The sequence below is a fragment of the Paenibacillus sp. LjRoot56 genome (genome assembly GCF_964253335.1).
In the GTDB taxonomy this organism is placed as follows: Bacteria; Bacillota; Bacilli; order Paenibacillales; family NBRC-103111; genus Paenibacillus_E; species Paenibacillus_E allorhizoplanae.
The window spans coordinates 341,052-355,037 of the sequence record NZ_CAXURV020000001.1 but is presented as its reverse complement, the minus strand read 5'-3'; the positions used below and the strand labels follow the sequence as shown (position 1 = coordinate 355,037).

Below are 13,986 nucleotides of genomic sequence, written 5' to 3'. Positions count from 1 at the left end.
CCTCCTTTCTACCACAAGCTGGTCTCGCCGACTCTACGGCTGATCCAGTTGGCCGAGTATATGAAGACTAAACTGACGATCCCTGTAAAAAAGTCAATCGCCGTCGCATAGCTGTAATTGCCCTGACCGATCCCCGTGCGGTACACATAGGTACTAATAATATCGGCCGTTTCATAGATGGCGGGATTATAAAGGAGAAACACTTTTTCGAAACCGATATCGAGAACGTGCCCGACATTTAGAATAAAGACGATGACGATAGCCGGCGCAATGCCAGGGAGCGTGACATTCCCTATTTTCCTCCACCTGCTCGCACCATCCATTTCCGCCGCTTCATACAACTGAGGATCAATCGACGTCAAAGCTGCCAGATAAATGATGGTCTCCCAGCCGACATGCTGCCAAATTTCCGAAATCACATAGACCGAGCGGAACATCCCGGGCATCACCATGAAATTAATCGGCTCAAAGCCGAAGACTTGAATCAGGTGGTTGACGATCCCACTGGAAGGCGAAAGGAACATGAGTACCATACTCGCTGCCACCACATTAGATATAAAATGGGGCAAATAACTGACCGTTTGTACAAATCGTTTGAAGAATGCGTGCCTCGCTTCATTCAGGAGCAGCGCCAGTAGAATCGGTGCAAGAAAGCCAAAGATAAGCCTATAAATCCCGAGCATAAACGTGTTGTAGATGAGCTTAAAGAAGTCGGGATTTTCCCAAAACAGCTTATAATACTTGAATCCGACCCATTCACTTGCCCAGACACCCTTAAACAAATTGTAATTTTTTAAAGATATGACCAAACCGAACATAGGAACGTACTTAAAAAGCAAATAAAACAGCAAGGTAGGCAGGAAGAGGAGAAATAAGTATTTCCCTCGTTTCCACTGCTTCAGATAGGTACTTCTTTTCGACCGGAGATTCGCTTGCGAAACAGACGTTTGTGTCGTGGCGGCCGATGGGTTCGTACGCAATAGTCATCTCTCCTTTTTCTCAATGTGGGTTGCCCCCTCGGTTATGAAGGCTCTGTATCGACAAGCCCATCGTATCGGAAAAACACCATGCCGACTATCCACTTCCTCATCGACTCATTCGCAAATTTCTGAAAATCGAGAATAATAATAAGAATCGTAAAAATTCATATAAGGAATTGTAAATTCTTTCTTACACCATGAATTTCACCATGCTATAATTTCCACATACTACTGGCTAGCGAAAGGAGACGACCATGCAAACCACCTATGTCCCTAGAAAAAGATACAGCAGTTCCTTGTTCTACCGACTATTGATCAGTTTCATTATCATCATTTTGCTGCTCGTATCCTTTAATGTGGCCTCCTTTACCTTCTTTCGAAGCAGCATTCGCGAAGAAATTATTAAGAACAGCTCTCTGAATCTCGAGACGACCGTAGCCAGTTATGAAAAAAATATTTCGTTAATCAAAAGCCTGCTGGTCAGCCTATACTTCAACACCCATACCGAAGCGCTCAAGAATAATCCACAAAAGCTCGACTTTATTATTTCAAGTCAGGTTCAACGCGAGCTGCAAAATGTGTTAGCGAACAATCAGCTTTCTTTATATAACATCATCTATTACTTTCCGAACCGTGACTTTGTTATCGATAAAGATGGATCCCGCGATGCGCAAATGATGTTTAGTAAGTTTTATACGTCCCCCACTTATCCAGAGCAATTCTGGTCAACGGAAACCGGGAAATCCTCGCTCTCCTTCCGTGTGTATCCTTCTGCTGAATTCCAAGAACGTACAAGCTTCTCTACTAGAAGTTTTGGGGAATTTAATCCCGTTCTTTTCAAAAGCGCGGCTACAGACGGCTTATCCATTATAGCCTTGCTAGACAGCGATCAAATGTTCGAGGCCTTCAGCCATTTCCAAGCAGATTCCGGCTTCTACATTCTGGATGACGCTGGGGGCACAACGTACGCCGTATCCAGTCGGAAAGATCCACTGCAATTGAAGCCGCATACTGGCAGCTCCGGCTATTATTTGGAAGGCACCAATTATTATTTCTACAAGCAAGGTGCCGTGACCGGGAACACTTATGTGCTGATCGTGCCTTTCGCTACGATTTCCGAACAGTTCTTCAAGCTTAATGTGTTTATGATTGGGCTGATCTTTCTTTCCATCATCATCGGAGTCAGCATTTCAATTCTCTTTGCCAAACGGTTTAACAACCCGCTCACCACCATCATCAGTTCCATTCAACAGATGGATCGTCACCAAAGCGCTCCCTTTGTCAGTCCCATTCGCGAGTTCAACGTCATTAGCCAGAAGCTGCATGATTTATTTCTGACCAATGAAACGATTAACCGAGACCTACTAAGCAAAAACTCCCTGCTCAAGCACTACGCCTACTTAAATAAGGTGAAAATGATTCACACCGATATTGAGGACGCAAAAATATCCATTGATTCCGATAAACCCTATGTCATCGTTCTCTACCAGCTCATGTATATCGACAACCAGTTAGCCGCCATGGACATGGATCCTAATCGCGCCTCGTATTACATTAAGGAATTCGTTCAATCGCAGTTTATTCAGGCCTATAAAGACGCCTTGACCTTCCAAATTGAGAAGGATCAAATTCTAACAATTATTTTTACAAACGATTCCGAACTTTCCGTATTAGACAATCTACTGCTTGATATTAAAAAAATATTTGAACTGGATGCTTCCTATTGTTCCGTCACCATTGCCGTGAGTCCTGTCCATGACAATGCGTTTATTTTCAACGAAGCTTTTGAGAACACGCTGCTGTTAGCCAAACAACGGAAGCTTGGGGAAGGTGTCCAAATCATTAGGGACAAGGAAACGCTACCTCCAGATCTCTGGTTCACACCGGCTAATATGAAAGAATTTACGGCGAATTTGACTTCCGGTAACCCCGCAATCACAATTCCTATCGTTTCAAAAACGTTAGAGCTCGCCGTCAAACGAGGCGCTTCCTACGCGCAAATCCATGACCTTGCCAAGGAAATCGTCAACTTGATTATTAAAACGCTCTATTCCAGCCATAATCCGATCTCCTTGCTGGATGATAAGAGGAGCCCTGCGGATATTCTCAGGAATTGCCGCACGCTAGAACAATTTCAGCAGTTTTTCAAGGAAATCCTGACACAGTCCGCCTCCGATATTCGTCAGAAGAAAGAAGCGACCGACCACATTACCAGTTTCGTAACGAAATACGTCAATGAGCATTTCGGCAGCGATCTATCGCTGGACTTGTTAGCGGATAAGCTCAACATTACAGGCGCTTATCTGTCGACGTATTTTAAAGAAAAGACCGACATTAATTTTAGCGATTATGTCAATACAGTGCGCATGAATAAAGCGATGGAGCTGCTGGAGAAGACGGATCTCAAAATTCAAGACGTCTCTACGCTTGTCGGCTATTACACGATTGCTTCCTTCAACCGCATGTTTAAAAAGCATACAGGCATTACGCCGAGCGAGTTCAGGCGAGCTCATATGAACTAAAAAAAGGACGATCCTGACCAAATTACTTTGGAGGATCGTCCTTATTCATTTCTAAGCTGCCTTGTGCACAGCTATTGCTTAATTTGTCATTGAGCTGTAATGCGCAGCCAACTGGGTAGGCGTCAGCTCATAATCGTACACAGCAACTTTTCCGATTGCACCTTGGAAGTACGATGCGAGATCTCGCGTGGCGATGCGCATTGGAGCCGTGCCGTTTCCGGGTACGATGCTATAATCAGACAGCTTGTCTTGATCTCGCAGGACGCCGTTTTTAAACACCTTCGTGTAGCCTGTTGTGTATGTGGAGTTCGTATTTACGGTATTAATCACTAAGGTGTAGTGAATCCATTGACCGGCGGTCACCGTATCCTGGAAGTAGGAGCCTGCGCCTAAGCCGCCGCTCAAATTAAACGAATACCCGCTGATGCGGTTTGGACGGTTTTCGGTGTTCGTCTGATTGTACATTCTAGCCACCCAAGAATGCTGTCCGGACGTCCCTTTGCCCATCCAATGCACATACCCGCTGCCCTCATAGTTCGTAAATTGCAGCGTATCTGGCCGCATCCAAGCTTCGACGGTCAAGATCCCTGTGCGCGTAACCTCCAGATAATCGTTATCAGGGATTGTAAAATATTGATTTGTTCCGTTGAATACCGGAGCTGCATCCCCATTTGGCATCGTCGTGTCGGTCGGGCTTCCGGTAAACGTACCGTTCAGACCGTTCCCCGATTGATCAGCCGTTACCGCGGAGGATAAGGGCCAGTATCCAACAGGGTTATCAGCCAGTACGGCCGTATCGTAGGTGGAGGTTGCATGTACGAATGAAGATACATTGAAAGGGGCCGAAAGTAGGAATGCTGTCATCAAAGAAACCGCAAGCTTGGACATACGAATTGAAAAAGCGTTACTCATTGTCAATCGTCTCCTCTCCTATTGGCAAATCACTTGCTTGGTTACACCTGCGCTAGTTATACCAGTTTGCTTAACTCGGTCGTCAGCCGTTCCACTTCCCTCCCTTCACCGTCGTTATTTTCATCTTATCGGGAAGTGTCTTACTTCAAAATGGCTTGGTTTTGGGATGATGATGAAATCTTAATCCAGCCAAACAATTCGTCATAATCAATAAAAATGCGAAGCATGGACACGCTAGTCCAACCATAAAGAAAAAAGTCTAAATGAATCCACGCAACGTAACTGTGGGAGTTCATTCAGACTTTTTCTAATTGTGCTTTTGCTTACTTTAATATTGTCCTTTAATGACAAAGAACGAACCTCGAATTGTTCCAGCTAACTTGGACTTCTGTCTAGCGAATTTAAATTTCTTCTCTTCCAATTCCTTAGGTACGTCCATTCCCTCAGAAAGCTTAAAACCCACAGCCCGCTTCTTAGGGTCATCAACCGTATACATGACATTGATCCCCAGACCATCTTCATAAAAGACGTAGGTAAATTGGATATTTTCCACTTGAAAACGCGACGTTTCTAACGGTTTTGCCGCAAACGAAATATCTCGTTCTTTCAAAACGCGGTTCACATATTCAAGGTTCTCCTGACTTTCGCTAGCGGGCGTAACCGAAAATTCATGTTTGTATTTATTCATAAAGTAACGGGCTTCATTCGCACGTAAACCAGCTAGCGCTTCTGCTACTGGTGAAGACTCTAAACCAACTGTAGATACATTTTTAAAATCAACGATCTGAGACACGCTCATCCCTCCCATGACCTCGCTTATTTCCCAACAACAGGAATCCAAACTTCACCATAGACGAGGCCGTCACGCTGCCCCATCTCAACCGTTGTATTTGGCCCGCCTACATAGGCGAAATTTTGGGCTTCTGGCAGAACTTGACCAAAGGCAATACCAGTGAGCCTGTTACTCAACTCATCCGCCGTCTTCCCTTCGCCTTTAACCACGAGGTATTGTCCCTTAGGGAATTGAATAACTCTGTGTTCTTCCGGTACCGATGCTCCTGTCATGACACCAGCATAGTACATCATCTTGTGATTGACCGCTTCGTTCACAGCAAAAATGTAGTCGTTCGTAGCAATCGCTTTTAAAGCGTCAAGCCTTCCATCTTGCTCTACTGCCCGCCAAAAGTTTTCCTTCTCCTTGTTGATACCGGCATAATCCGTGTAATTACTCTTCAGCTCCGTGCCAATACCTAGAACGATAAAGCTGTCTTTTTCCTCAAGGGTATACATTGTCATAAGTAAATCTCCTTTTTTCAAATTAATGTTTTTTTTACTTGATACGTTTATACTAACCTTAAATGATGTCAAAATATGATACTGTTTAGAAGATCCGATGAAATCTCTACTACCTATTAAAGTTTGCGGCTTTGGGGACGCAGCGCCCAAGAGGCGATACTAAGCGCGGCATAGAAAAGCGGAAGAATAATATGGAATCCGTAATCACCGTAATCGTTAGCGAACACATGAGATAAGGCCGCACCAGTCATTAGAAAAAAGATACCGCTATAAGCCCATTCCTTAAGCCGGGGGAAACCTGGCATTACGATTGCAATGACGCCAAGCAACTTCCAAGTTCCGAGAATGTTTGTGATATATAACGGAAAACCAATATCGGTCACTAGATCGACATTCCCCCCATATCGCATTAGTTGCCCGATACCGCTTAATGCAATTGAGAATGCAAGTATGATTGTGACGGTCCAATAAGCGGCCACCCGTCCAAAAGGGCGGGACTCTACTTTCGCCATTTTTTCATTCCTAATAATTGTACTCATTTTCATTCCTCCTCTGATCCTGTTTACTTCTTAACAACTGGAAGTGATTTGTTTTTTCACTTGATACGTTTATAATAACCATAAACCATGTCAAAAAATGATACTGTTTAGAGGACCCGATGAAAAAAGTAGAACGAATCAACATCATCATGCGGTATATCAATAACCGCGCCCACTTTACCATTTCTGAGATTATGCAGGAATTTAATATCTCTCGATCGACAGCCATTAGAGATATCAGAGAAATTGAAACGATGGGAATGCCGCTTGTCGCCGAAGTCGGTAGGGATGGGGGTTATTTTGTCATGAAAAATTCCGTCCTACCGACTGTCCGCTTTACCGATAATGAGATCAAAGCCCTTTTTATTGCCTTCATGGCCACTAGAAATCAACAACTCCCCTATCTCAAGAGTCGTCACTCTTTAGCGGAAAAATTACTCGGACTCATCTCGGAAAACCAGCAAGATGATCTTGTTATCTTAAATCAAATCTTGCTATTTGAGGGAACCAACCCCCACAATCCCGACCTGCTTGATCTGTCAGATCTGCCCCATCCTATGTTAGAACAACTTATCCAAATCATTATTATGGATAGCTACTTAGTGGTTTCCGTCGAGGTAGGGAGGGAAATCAAGACTTATCCCATCTATCTGCTGCACTTATATCGTGAAAAAAGCTCATGGCAAATTGAAGGGTTTGACCTAGAGGAAGAGAAGAGGCGCATTATTCCTGTCGACAATCTCACCGATGTTACACCCTACTCTGGGAAAAAAAGAATAACCAAAAAGAAGATTATAGAACAACTAAGCAAGCAGGAAAAAGTCATCAATCTTGTCCTTGAACTAGGTCCAAAAGCGATTGCCCAGTTCAAAAAGTACCATCCGTTAAAAATGTCAATTTCATACACGAATCCTTATCAGTCTACGGCTATTCTAAAGACTTTCATCAATATTCATCACTCGGATGAATTGGCCGAAATCACAAATTGGCTGCTTTTCTTAGGTGGAGATATCAAGATTAGGGAAGTGCCTAAAGAGGTTATGGAAGGTCTACAGGAGAGAATGGTTCTTTTCACGAATAAGTAAATTGATTAATGAAGAAGAGGCATCATAGAAGGAGCTGGTACTCGTTATGAAGCATTCAGGACTTCCTGTTCTCAAAAACATGTCTATGTACGCGTACACAGAGGCTTGGCACACCGAGGGCTTTCACTATTATCGGGATGCCTATAGTTTATTATTTATACGTGCACGTTCCGTTATACTTACGATTAACAATCACACACACAGGCTTGAAGGTATCGGTTGTGTATACCTACCGTCCCATACATCCCTTCATATTCAATTTGAGGATCTGATAGACAAACTTCCATCATCTACCGAGCAGCTTCGTTTCTATGCTTGCAACTATGACTGGATAGGCGAGGAATCGTCCACGGACTCCCCGTTTATGCCGATGCTGGCTAAACTGACCCATTCAGTTCTGCTTGATCAAGTGTCCTCCCTATTCGATTCATACGAAAATCGACTTTATAACAGCCTATCACAGCGTCTGCCTCTACAGGCCCAATTCCTTTCCCTTTTTGCTGATGCATGCTGGGCACTCGAACAGCCTGATTGCCTTTCTTTTACTCAGCCGCTGGACGGTATCGACCAAGTCATTTCTTATGTACATAAGCATTATGAGCGAAAAATCAAACGAAATGATGTTGTACGCCTATCCGGTTTAAGCCTTCGGCAGTTAACGCTAAGCTTTAAGCAGCGTACAGGCTCTACCTTTACCGAATATCTTAATCGTATTCGCATTGACAAGGTTAAGACTATTTTGCTGCAATCCCGACAATCGTTAAACGAAGTTGCTCGCCAGGTCGGTTATGCCGACGAGTTCTATTTAAGCCGTAAATTTAAGCAAGTCACGGGGATGTCCCCAACGATATATTTACGTAAACCCCATACAATCGCATCCCTGGACCATGCCTACACACTGGACTTGCTCTCGCTTGGCGTTAATCCTTGTGCAGCCATTACAGATACCTGGATGAATGATCATTTTCAATTATTACATGACTCACGTTCGTTTCAACCACTCTATTGGGAAACCGAGCATGCGAGACGGCTGCAGGTACTCCAGGCGTCAAGCCTGATATCATTTTGCATCCGCTAGTAGAAGGCGATGAATACCAACAAATTGAACGCTATCACCAGGCGGGGCTGGTCATTCAGATTCCGTGGCGCGGTGTTACTTGGAAGCAGCATTTTATGAGTGTTGCCCAGATAACAGGTATGGAGCAGCAGGCACGCAACTGGTTGGAATCCTTCGATCACAGAGCAGGACAAGTGCGAGAAGCTTTGCGCCATACACTGGGTCCTCACGCCGCAGTTGCCATCTTGAATGTGCGCAGTAGTCGTTCACTGATTTATGCTTACGGCTATATGGGGGCAGACTTACTCTATGACATTCTGCAGCTACAACGCCCTCAGGCTGTTGCGTCCATGTACGCCCAAGGGTTAGAGCACCCCGAGTTTTCTATCTCTGAGTTAAGCAGTTTCGATGCCGATCATTACTTTGTATCCATTGAGAATAATCAAGCAGCCAAACAACGTGCTGTGACCATGATGAGAAGCCCAGAGTGGCTTGCCTTAACTGCCGGGAAGCAACAATATGTATATCCCGTGGATATGACCAAATGGTACGGTTACGGGCCAGCTGCACTAGATGCCCAATTACATGATGTCATCCATTACCTTTTGCCCAATTATCCAAAGAAACAGAGAATAATCTGACATGTACATGGATGAATGATCTTGTTATCATTGTAAATGAGAATGAGAATCATTATATATAGGAGGGCAATAGGTAATGGGTAGAAAGAGAATCATACTAATTTGTTTCATCATCATCATGATGGTTGGGGGGACTGTCGCATGCAGTAATGCAAAGGAAACCAGCAATTCCGCGGGAACACCAACTGCCAATAACCAATCAGTAGACGCTACTAAGGAAACGGGTAAGCCGAATACAGAAGCGAAAACTCGATCCTATAAACATATGTCAGGTACCTCTGAAATTCCTGTCAAAGCAGAACGTGTAGTCACTGACTGGTACTATGGCCAACTCGTTGCGCTTGGGCTAAAGCCTATTGGTACAGATGATTTCGTACTCAAGAATCATCCCTTCATTAAGAAAGATGGCACGGAGAGCATTGGACAATCGCTGGAGAAGATCGTTGAGTTGCAGCCCGATCTTATCATTTCCTGGGGAGCTTCGAAATACGATAATTTCTCCAAGATAGCTCCAACCGTGCCGTTGGAACTAAGTGGTGGACCTAAGGATTCTGTACGCATCTTTGGAGACATTCTGGGGCGGAAAGCTGAAGCGGAACAATGGATTACGCAATTTGATACGAAAGTAGAAGCAGCTCGGAAAAAGGTTTCCAGCAAAATTAGCAAGGATGAGACTTTCACCATTTTCAACATTTGGAAAAATAAACTGCGCGTATATGGGTTTGTCAATATGGGAGGCTACGCTTTATATGAAGGTCTGCAAGTGACACCTGCTCCCAAAGTAGATAAAGAATTCCGCAATGCCAAAGAGTGGTATCGTGAAATCTCTTACGAAGTTCTACCTGAATTTGCAGGGGATCACATTATCTTGACGACCTATGACCCTGAGGGTACTTCGACTGTTCTAAAAGAACTAGAGAGCAGCCCTCTCTGGAAAAATTTAAAAGCAGTCAAAAATGGAAACGTCCACGTAGTTAACTATAATTACTTGTATAACGATGATCCTATTGCCGTCGAGAATCAGATCGATATCTTGGCTGATGCCATTCTGGCTGGTCGATAGAATTTAATGCCCTAATCTGAATACAGACCCTCTTCTATCCGTTCGTTTACGGTTGTGAAGTGGGTCTTTTGGCATGTCGAGGGATTTGTAAAAATTTGTCGGCAACGAAAGGATTTATACACAATTTTGTCGAATTTATAGGCATACATGACATATTGGGTTGTTCCCACGAGGTGCACAAATGAAGCGTTTCCACTTGATCTTGTTACTACTCACATTTTGCGGCTTTGCTTTCTTGACATTGCTCCCGTATTCCTATATAAGCTCATCGGAGGATTCCACGGGGATTCCAATAACCACCTGGAGAGTGCAATGGATTCCTGTTGGAGCTCCAGAAGACGCGCCTCCTGGCATAGACGGAGAGTGGCTATCTGCCACGGTTGAGCACCCGTTTAATACCATTCCCAAAGGAAAGGTCGGCGCATGGATTCACCTGACTGTTCCCCCGACGTCCAACCTATCCAAACCTGGACTGTATATTGAACGCCTGTTCGCAATGAACATAATGATTTATGAGAATGGCAAGCCCGTCTATCAGGTTAATCGCAGCTTTGACTTCGAGCGTACCCATCTCCAACTGCCGCTCGACCATACTGAGATAGCCAGCGATCTCTACCTGCGGCTCACGGCGAAGGAACAGGCAGGCATCAGCAGTATTGTCCATCTTGGCGAGCTTTCCGAAAACTCCTGGCAAGCCGTCCGCAAGGAACTCCCTGACCTGTTGTTAGGGGGCGGCTTCGTATTCCTGTCGCTCCTGATGCTTCTCTGCTCCTGGTATCTAAACCAGGCCCAACGCAGTACCGCCCTTGCGCTTACTCTATTCGTCATGTGCAGCGGCATTCTGATCATGACCTACTCTGCTATGCCTTACTACTATTTTCCTGAGCTTGGACACGTTTTCGTATTTCTATTTGATACGTCTATTTATATTTTGTTTCCTGCCCTGCTGTACTTTGTCATCCACATATTCGAAGGCCGGTATCCATGGATCAAACGGGTATTCCGCTGGCTTGTCGTCTATTATTTGATTAGCTTCTGCGTTATGATATGTTATAAGATCATCGGAACGCCATTGTATTCTCTTTACGCGTTCCTAACCCTCTGGTTGGGTGCACCGCTTATTATCGGACAACTAATTCTCATTAGCGTTCTCGCCTTTCGGAACGCCATGCAGAATCCCAATTCCATGATCCTCTCCCTGGGCATTCTGAGCCTTGCCCTTTGCGGTGTGACGGATCTCTTGCTGATGTACGCGATAGATACACCCCATATATTCAGTTTATGGAAACTTGGCATCATCATTCTGATCGCATCCCTGGTGATGATCCTCAACCGCCGCATTGCATCTGACTATGCCCGGCTCCTATCCTACTCCAAGGAGCTAGAGCTTTACAATCACCAACTGCAGCGGACGGAGAAAATGCAGATCATCAGCGAACTGGCCGCATCCATTGCCCATGAGGTACGCAACCCGCTTCAGGTCACAAGAGGCTTTTTGCAGCTACTTTCGGGAAAATCAGTCGAGCACGACAAGTCCTACTTTACCCTGGCTATTCAGGAGTTGGATCGGGCGTCAGGCATCATAACAGACTTCCTAACCTTTGCGAAACCGGAGCTGGATACCCTGGTAGAGATGAATTTGCAGCATGAGCTGGCACAAATCGAAACCATGATGACGCCGCTGGTCTTGCTGAACAAGGGGGAGATGGAAGTCCACGTTCCCGAACCTCAAATCATTCTGGGCAACTCATCCAAGTTCAAGCAGGCATTGATTAACATCATCAAGAATAGCATCGAGTCCCTTCAAGAAGATGGCCACATTACCGTCAACGCCTGGGCCGAGGGAGAAACCGCTATCATCCGCATTGCAGACAACGGCGAAGGCATGGAGCCGGAGCAGATCGCGAAACTAGGAGAGCCTTACTTCTCAACGAAAACCAAAGGAACCGGCCTCGGCCTCATGGTCACCTTCCGTATTATCGAAGTGATGGAGGGCACCTTGAAATTCCACAGTGAAAAAGGAAAAGGAACCGAAGCCATTATCCGGTTCCCTCTCGTTTCCAACCCTAGGTCCAAGTAATCTGCGGTTGTACCCCAGTAGATTTCAATTGATCTAATTCCTCCGGTTGCGGGGGAATGACCAGCGCATAATGAGCTGGTGTTTCTGCCAGCACACTCAGCTCAATATCTTCAGGAACTTCAATTCCGAAGTCCTGCTTCAGCGCACTACGGGGATCTGCCAACAAGCGTGCCTTGAAATCTGCGTCTTCCCAAGCTTTCTTAATGATCTTCACTTTCAACGTATCCATGGACATGACAACACAACCCTTCAAAATATTAGGATATCTGCATTTTCATAATACCATGGAACTAGATCTTTTGTTCCATTATTAACCATTATTCGACAAATAAATTTTAAATTCGCTATGATTCAACAAACCATCGTAATGCTTTCAGATCATTTTAGCCGTAAGCTGCAAGCTTTGAGCGAAGACGTGTGCGAAAACCTAGAGAGTTGGAGGACACCCTGGAATTCCATAGTGAAAATGGAAAAGGAACCGAAGCCATCGTCCGGTTCCCTCTCGTTTTCACCCCTAGTTCCAAGAATACATCTGTGGTTGTACTCCAGTAGCTTTCAATCCATCCAATTCTTCCGGTTTCGGGGGAATGATCAGCGCATACTTAGTGGGTGTTACCGCCATCACTTGCAACTCAATACCGTCAGGAATATTGTGTCCGAAGTCCTGCTGCAGCGCACTACGGGGATCTGCCAGCAAACGTGCCTTAAAATCCTCGTCCTCCCAAGCTTTCTTGATGATATTCACTTTCAACGTATCCATGGACATGACAACACAACCTTCCCAAATATTAGGATAATTTGCATCTTCATAATACCATAGAACTAGACATGTTGTACCATTATTAACCATTTATCGTCAGATAAACTGAAAATCCCCCATCATTTAACAAACTATCGTAACGATCTCTGATCTCGTTTGCCTTGCTCTGCAAGCTTTGAGCGATGGAGGATGAGAAAATCTGGAGAGATTCAGGAGCATCCTTCATAGCGCTCAGTTGATCCGCATAACCGCTTGCAAGGGCCGAAAATTCTCCTAAGGCCATCTCACGATAAATACTGCGTTTCACCATACTCTCATCCAAAACTTCGCTTGCCTCTAGCTGAAGGTTCTCCCGCAGCAACACTAGGAAGGCGTTACACGAAGCCGTCGGCAAATCCTCCTGCCAATCTGTCCAGTCATCGGAGAGTTGGAGAACCGCAAGGGCCAAATCGATGGCTGTCTCCATACCCCGAATCTCTTGGGCCCTTCCCGCTTGAAGCAACAATGCCGCGGCGCACAGCTTCACCGGGGCAGCCTTGCGGGCCAAGCGGCCAGGATCCCGCGGGTCCATTGGTTCGTCCGCCTCACGGTACATCGCATCTGCCCATTCCGCTAAATAGCGATGATAACAAACCCACAGTTGAGAGTCTCCCGGAAAACACCGCTGATAAACCTCCAAGAATCGTTGATTCAAAAGCGTGCTTAGGGCCAGCGAACGCCGAACCTCCCTCTTCTCATCCATGACATCGTCCAAGAGAAAGAAGGCTACCATCCCGTACAAATTCCCCACCGCTAATTCCCGACACAGCTCGATTGGACTCCCCAAGGTCTCTCCAACCCAATACGGGAGAAGGTAGCTGATCATATTAGGTCCCTCATTGTCCTTCCGATTCAACGGATGGCACTTGCCCAGAAGCGCCAAAGCTTGCTCCTTCAATTCCTCCGGTAGCGTCTGCAATTGAGCCGAGGCTTCCCCGAAGATCTGGACAATCTCATCGCTATATTGATCTATTAATTGGTTCATGGCTGGGAATCAGTTCCTTTCTTATTG

Annotated in this window: 14 protein-coding genes; 6 read left to right on the top strand and 8 right to left on the bottom strand. The window is 45.3% G+C overall.

Features of this window, described 5'->3' with window-relative positions; translation table 11 throughout:
- Nucleotides 1-8: 8 nt before the first annotated feature.
- Nucleotides 9-902 (bottom strand): ABC transporter permease, encoded by an 894-nt coding sequence (locus ACSQ8O_RS01635; RefSeq protein ID WP_436241919.1) that lies wholly within the window; start codon nt 900-902, stop codon nt 9-11.
- A 332-nt stretch (nt 903-1,234) separates the two neighbouring features.
- On the opposite strand from ACSQ8O_RS01635, the gene ACSQ8O_RS01630 reads away from it, so the two are divergent.
- The gene (locus ACSQ8O_RS01630) at nt 1,235-3,502 is read left to right on the top strand and encodes a helix-turn-helix domain-containing protein (RefSeq protein WP_436240189.1); all 2,268 of its coding nucleotides are present in this window, start codon (nt 1,235-1,237) and stop codon (nt 3,500-3,502) included.
- 78 nt (nt 3,503-3,580) lie between these two features.
- Here ACSQ8O_RS01630 and ACSQ8O_RS01625 read toward each other — a convergent pair whose 3' ends face one another.
- From ACSQ8O_RS01625 to ACSQ8O_RS01610, 4 genes are all read right to left on the bottom strand, one after another.
- Nucleotides 3,581-4,414: a LamG-like jellyroll fold domain-containing protein gene (locus tag ACSQ8O_RS01625; RefSeq protein ID WP_436240188.1), complete on the bottom strand. Its 834-nt coding sequence runs from the start codon at nt 4,412-4,414 to the stop codon at nt 3,581-3,583.
- 328 nt (nt 4,415-4,742) lie between these two features.
- Complete coding sequence (locus tag ACSQ8O_RS01620) at nt 4,743-5,207, bottom strand: phage tail protein (RefSeq protein ID WP_436240187.1); 465 nt, start codon at nt 5,205-5,207, stop codon at nt 4,743-4,745.
- A 23-nt stretch (nt 5,208-5,230) separates the two neighbouring features.
- Nucleotides 5,231-5,710, bottom strand: a complete 480-nt coding sequence (locus ACSQ8O_RS01615) for a GyrI-like domain-containing protein (protein ID WP_236292282.1) — start codon at nt 5,708-5,710, stop codon at nt 5,231-5,233.
- Between the two features lie 116 nt (nt 5,711-5,826).
- Nucleotides 5,827-6,249 carry a DoxX family protein gene (locus tag ACSQ8O_RS01610; RefSeq protein ID WP_436240186.1) on the bottom strand — a complete coding sequence of 141 codons (423 nt, stop codon included), beginning with the start codon at nt 6,247-6,249 and terminating at the stop codon, nt 5,827-5,829.
- A 119-nt stretch (nt 6,250-6,368) separates the two neighbouring features.
- On the opposite strand from ACSQ8O_RS01610, the gene ACSQ8O_RS01605 reads away from it, so the two are divergent.
- From ACSQ8O_RS01605 to ACSQ8O_RS01585, 5 genes are all read left to right on the top strand, one after another.
- Complete coding sequence (locus ACSQ8O_RS01605; protein WP_436240185.1) at nt 6,369-7,334, top strand: helix-turn-helix transcriptional regulator; 966 nt, start codon at nt 6,369-6,371, stop codon at nt 7,332-7,334.
- A 46-nt stretch (nt 7,335-7,380) separates the two neighbouring features.
- Nucleotides 7,381-8,412 (top strand): helix-turn-helix domain-containing protein, encoded by a 1,032-nt coding sequence (locus ACSQ8O_RS01600; RefSeq protein ID WP_436240184.1) that lies wholly within the window; start codon nt 7,381-7,383, stop codon nt 8,410-8,412.
- Nucleotides 8,400-9,032 (top strand): ABC transporter substrate-binding protein, encoded by a 633-nt coding sequence (locus ACSQ8O_RS01595; RefSeq protein WP_436240183.1) that lies wholly within the window; start codon nt 8,400-8,402, stop codon nt 9,030-9,032. The genes ACSQ8O_RS01600 and ACSQ8O_RS01595 overlap by 13 nt, the downstream gene beginning before the upstream one ends.
- Before the next feature lie 76 nt (nt 9,033-9,108).
- Complete coding sequence (locus ACSQ8O_RS01590; RefSeq protein ID WP_436240182.1) at nt 9,109-10,095, top strand: ABC transporter substrate-binding protein; 987 nt, start codon at nt 9,109-9,111, stop codon at nt 10,093-10,095.
- Nucleotides 10,096-10,276: 181 nt separating this feature from the next.
- Nucleotides 10,277-12,175: an ATP-binding protein gene (locus ACSQ8O_RS01585; RefSeq protein ID WP_436240181.1), complete on the top strand. Its 1,899-nt coding sequence runs from the start codon at nt 10,277-10,279 to the stop codon at nt 12,173-12,175.
- Here ACSQ8O_RS01585 and ACSQ8O_RS01580 read toward each other — a convergent pair.
- The 3 genes from ACSQ8O_RS01580 to ACSQ8O_RS01570 all read right to left on the bottom strand — a co-directional run bounded on the left by ACSQ8O_RS01580 (nt 12,162) and on the right by ACSQ8O_RS01570 (nt 13,959).
- Nucleotides 12,162-12,410, bottom strand: coding sequence for an NHLP leader peptide family RiPP precursor (locus tag ACSQ8O_RS01580; protein ID WP_436240180.1), 249 nt, complete (start codon nt 12,408-12,410; stop codon nt 12,162-12,164). The two genes, ACSQ8O_RS01585 and ACSQ8O_RS01580, sit on opposite strands and share 14 nt — an antisense overlap.
- 279 nt (nt 12,411-12,689) lie before the next feature.
- A complete protein-coding gene (locus ACSQ8O_RS01575) occupies nt 12,690-12,941 on the bottom strand; it encodes an NHLP leader peptide family RiPP precursor (protein ID WP_436240179.1) in 252 nt (83 codons plus the stop codon).
- Nucleotides 12,942-13,017: 76 nt separating this feature from the next.
- Nucleotides 13,018-13,959 (bottom strand): hypothetical protein, encoded by a 942-nt coding sequence (locus ACSQ8O_RS01570; protein ID WP_436240178.1) that lies wholly within the window; start codon nt 13,957-13,959, stop codon nt 13,018-13,020.
- Between the last annotated feature and the right edge of the window lie 27 nt (nt 13,960-13,986).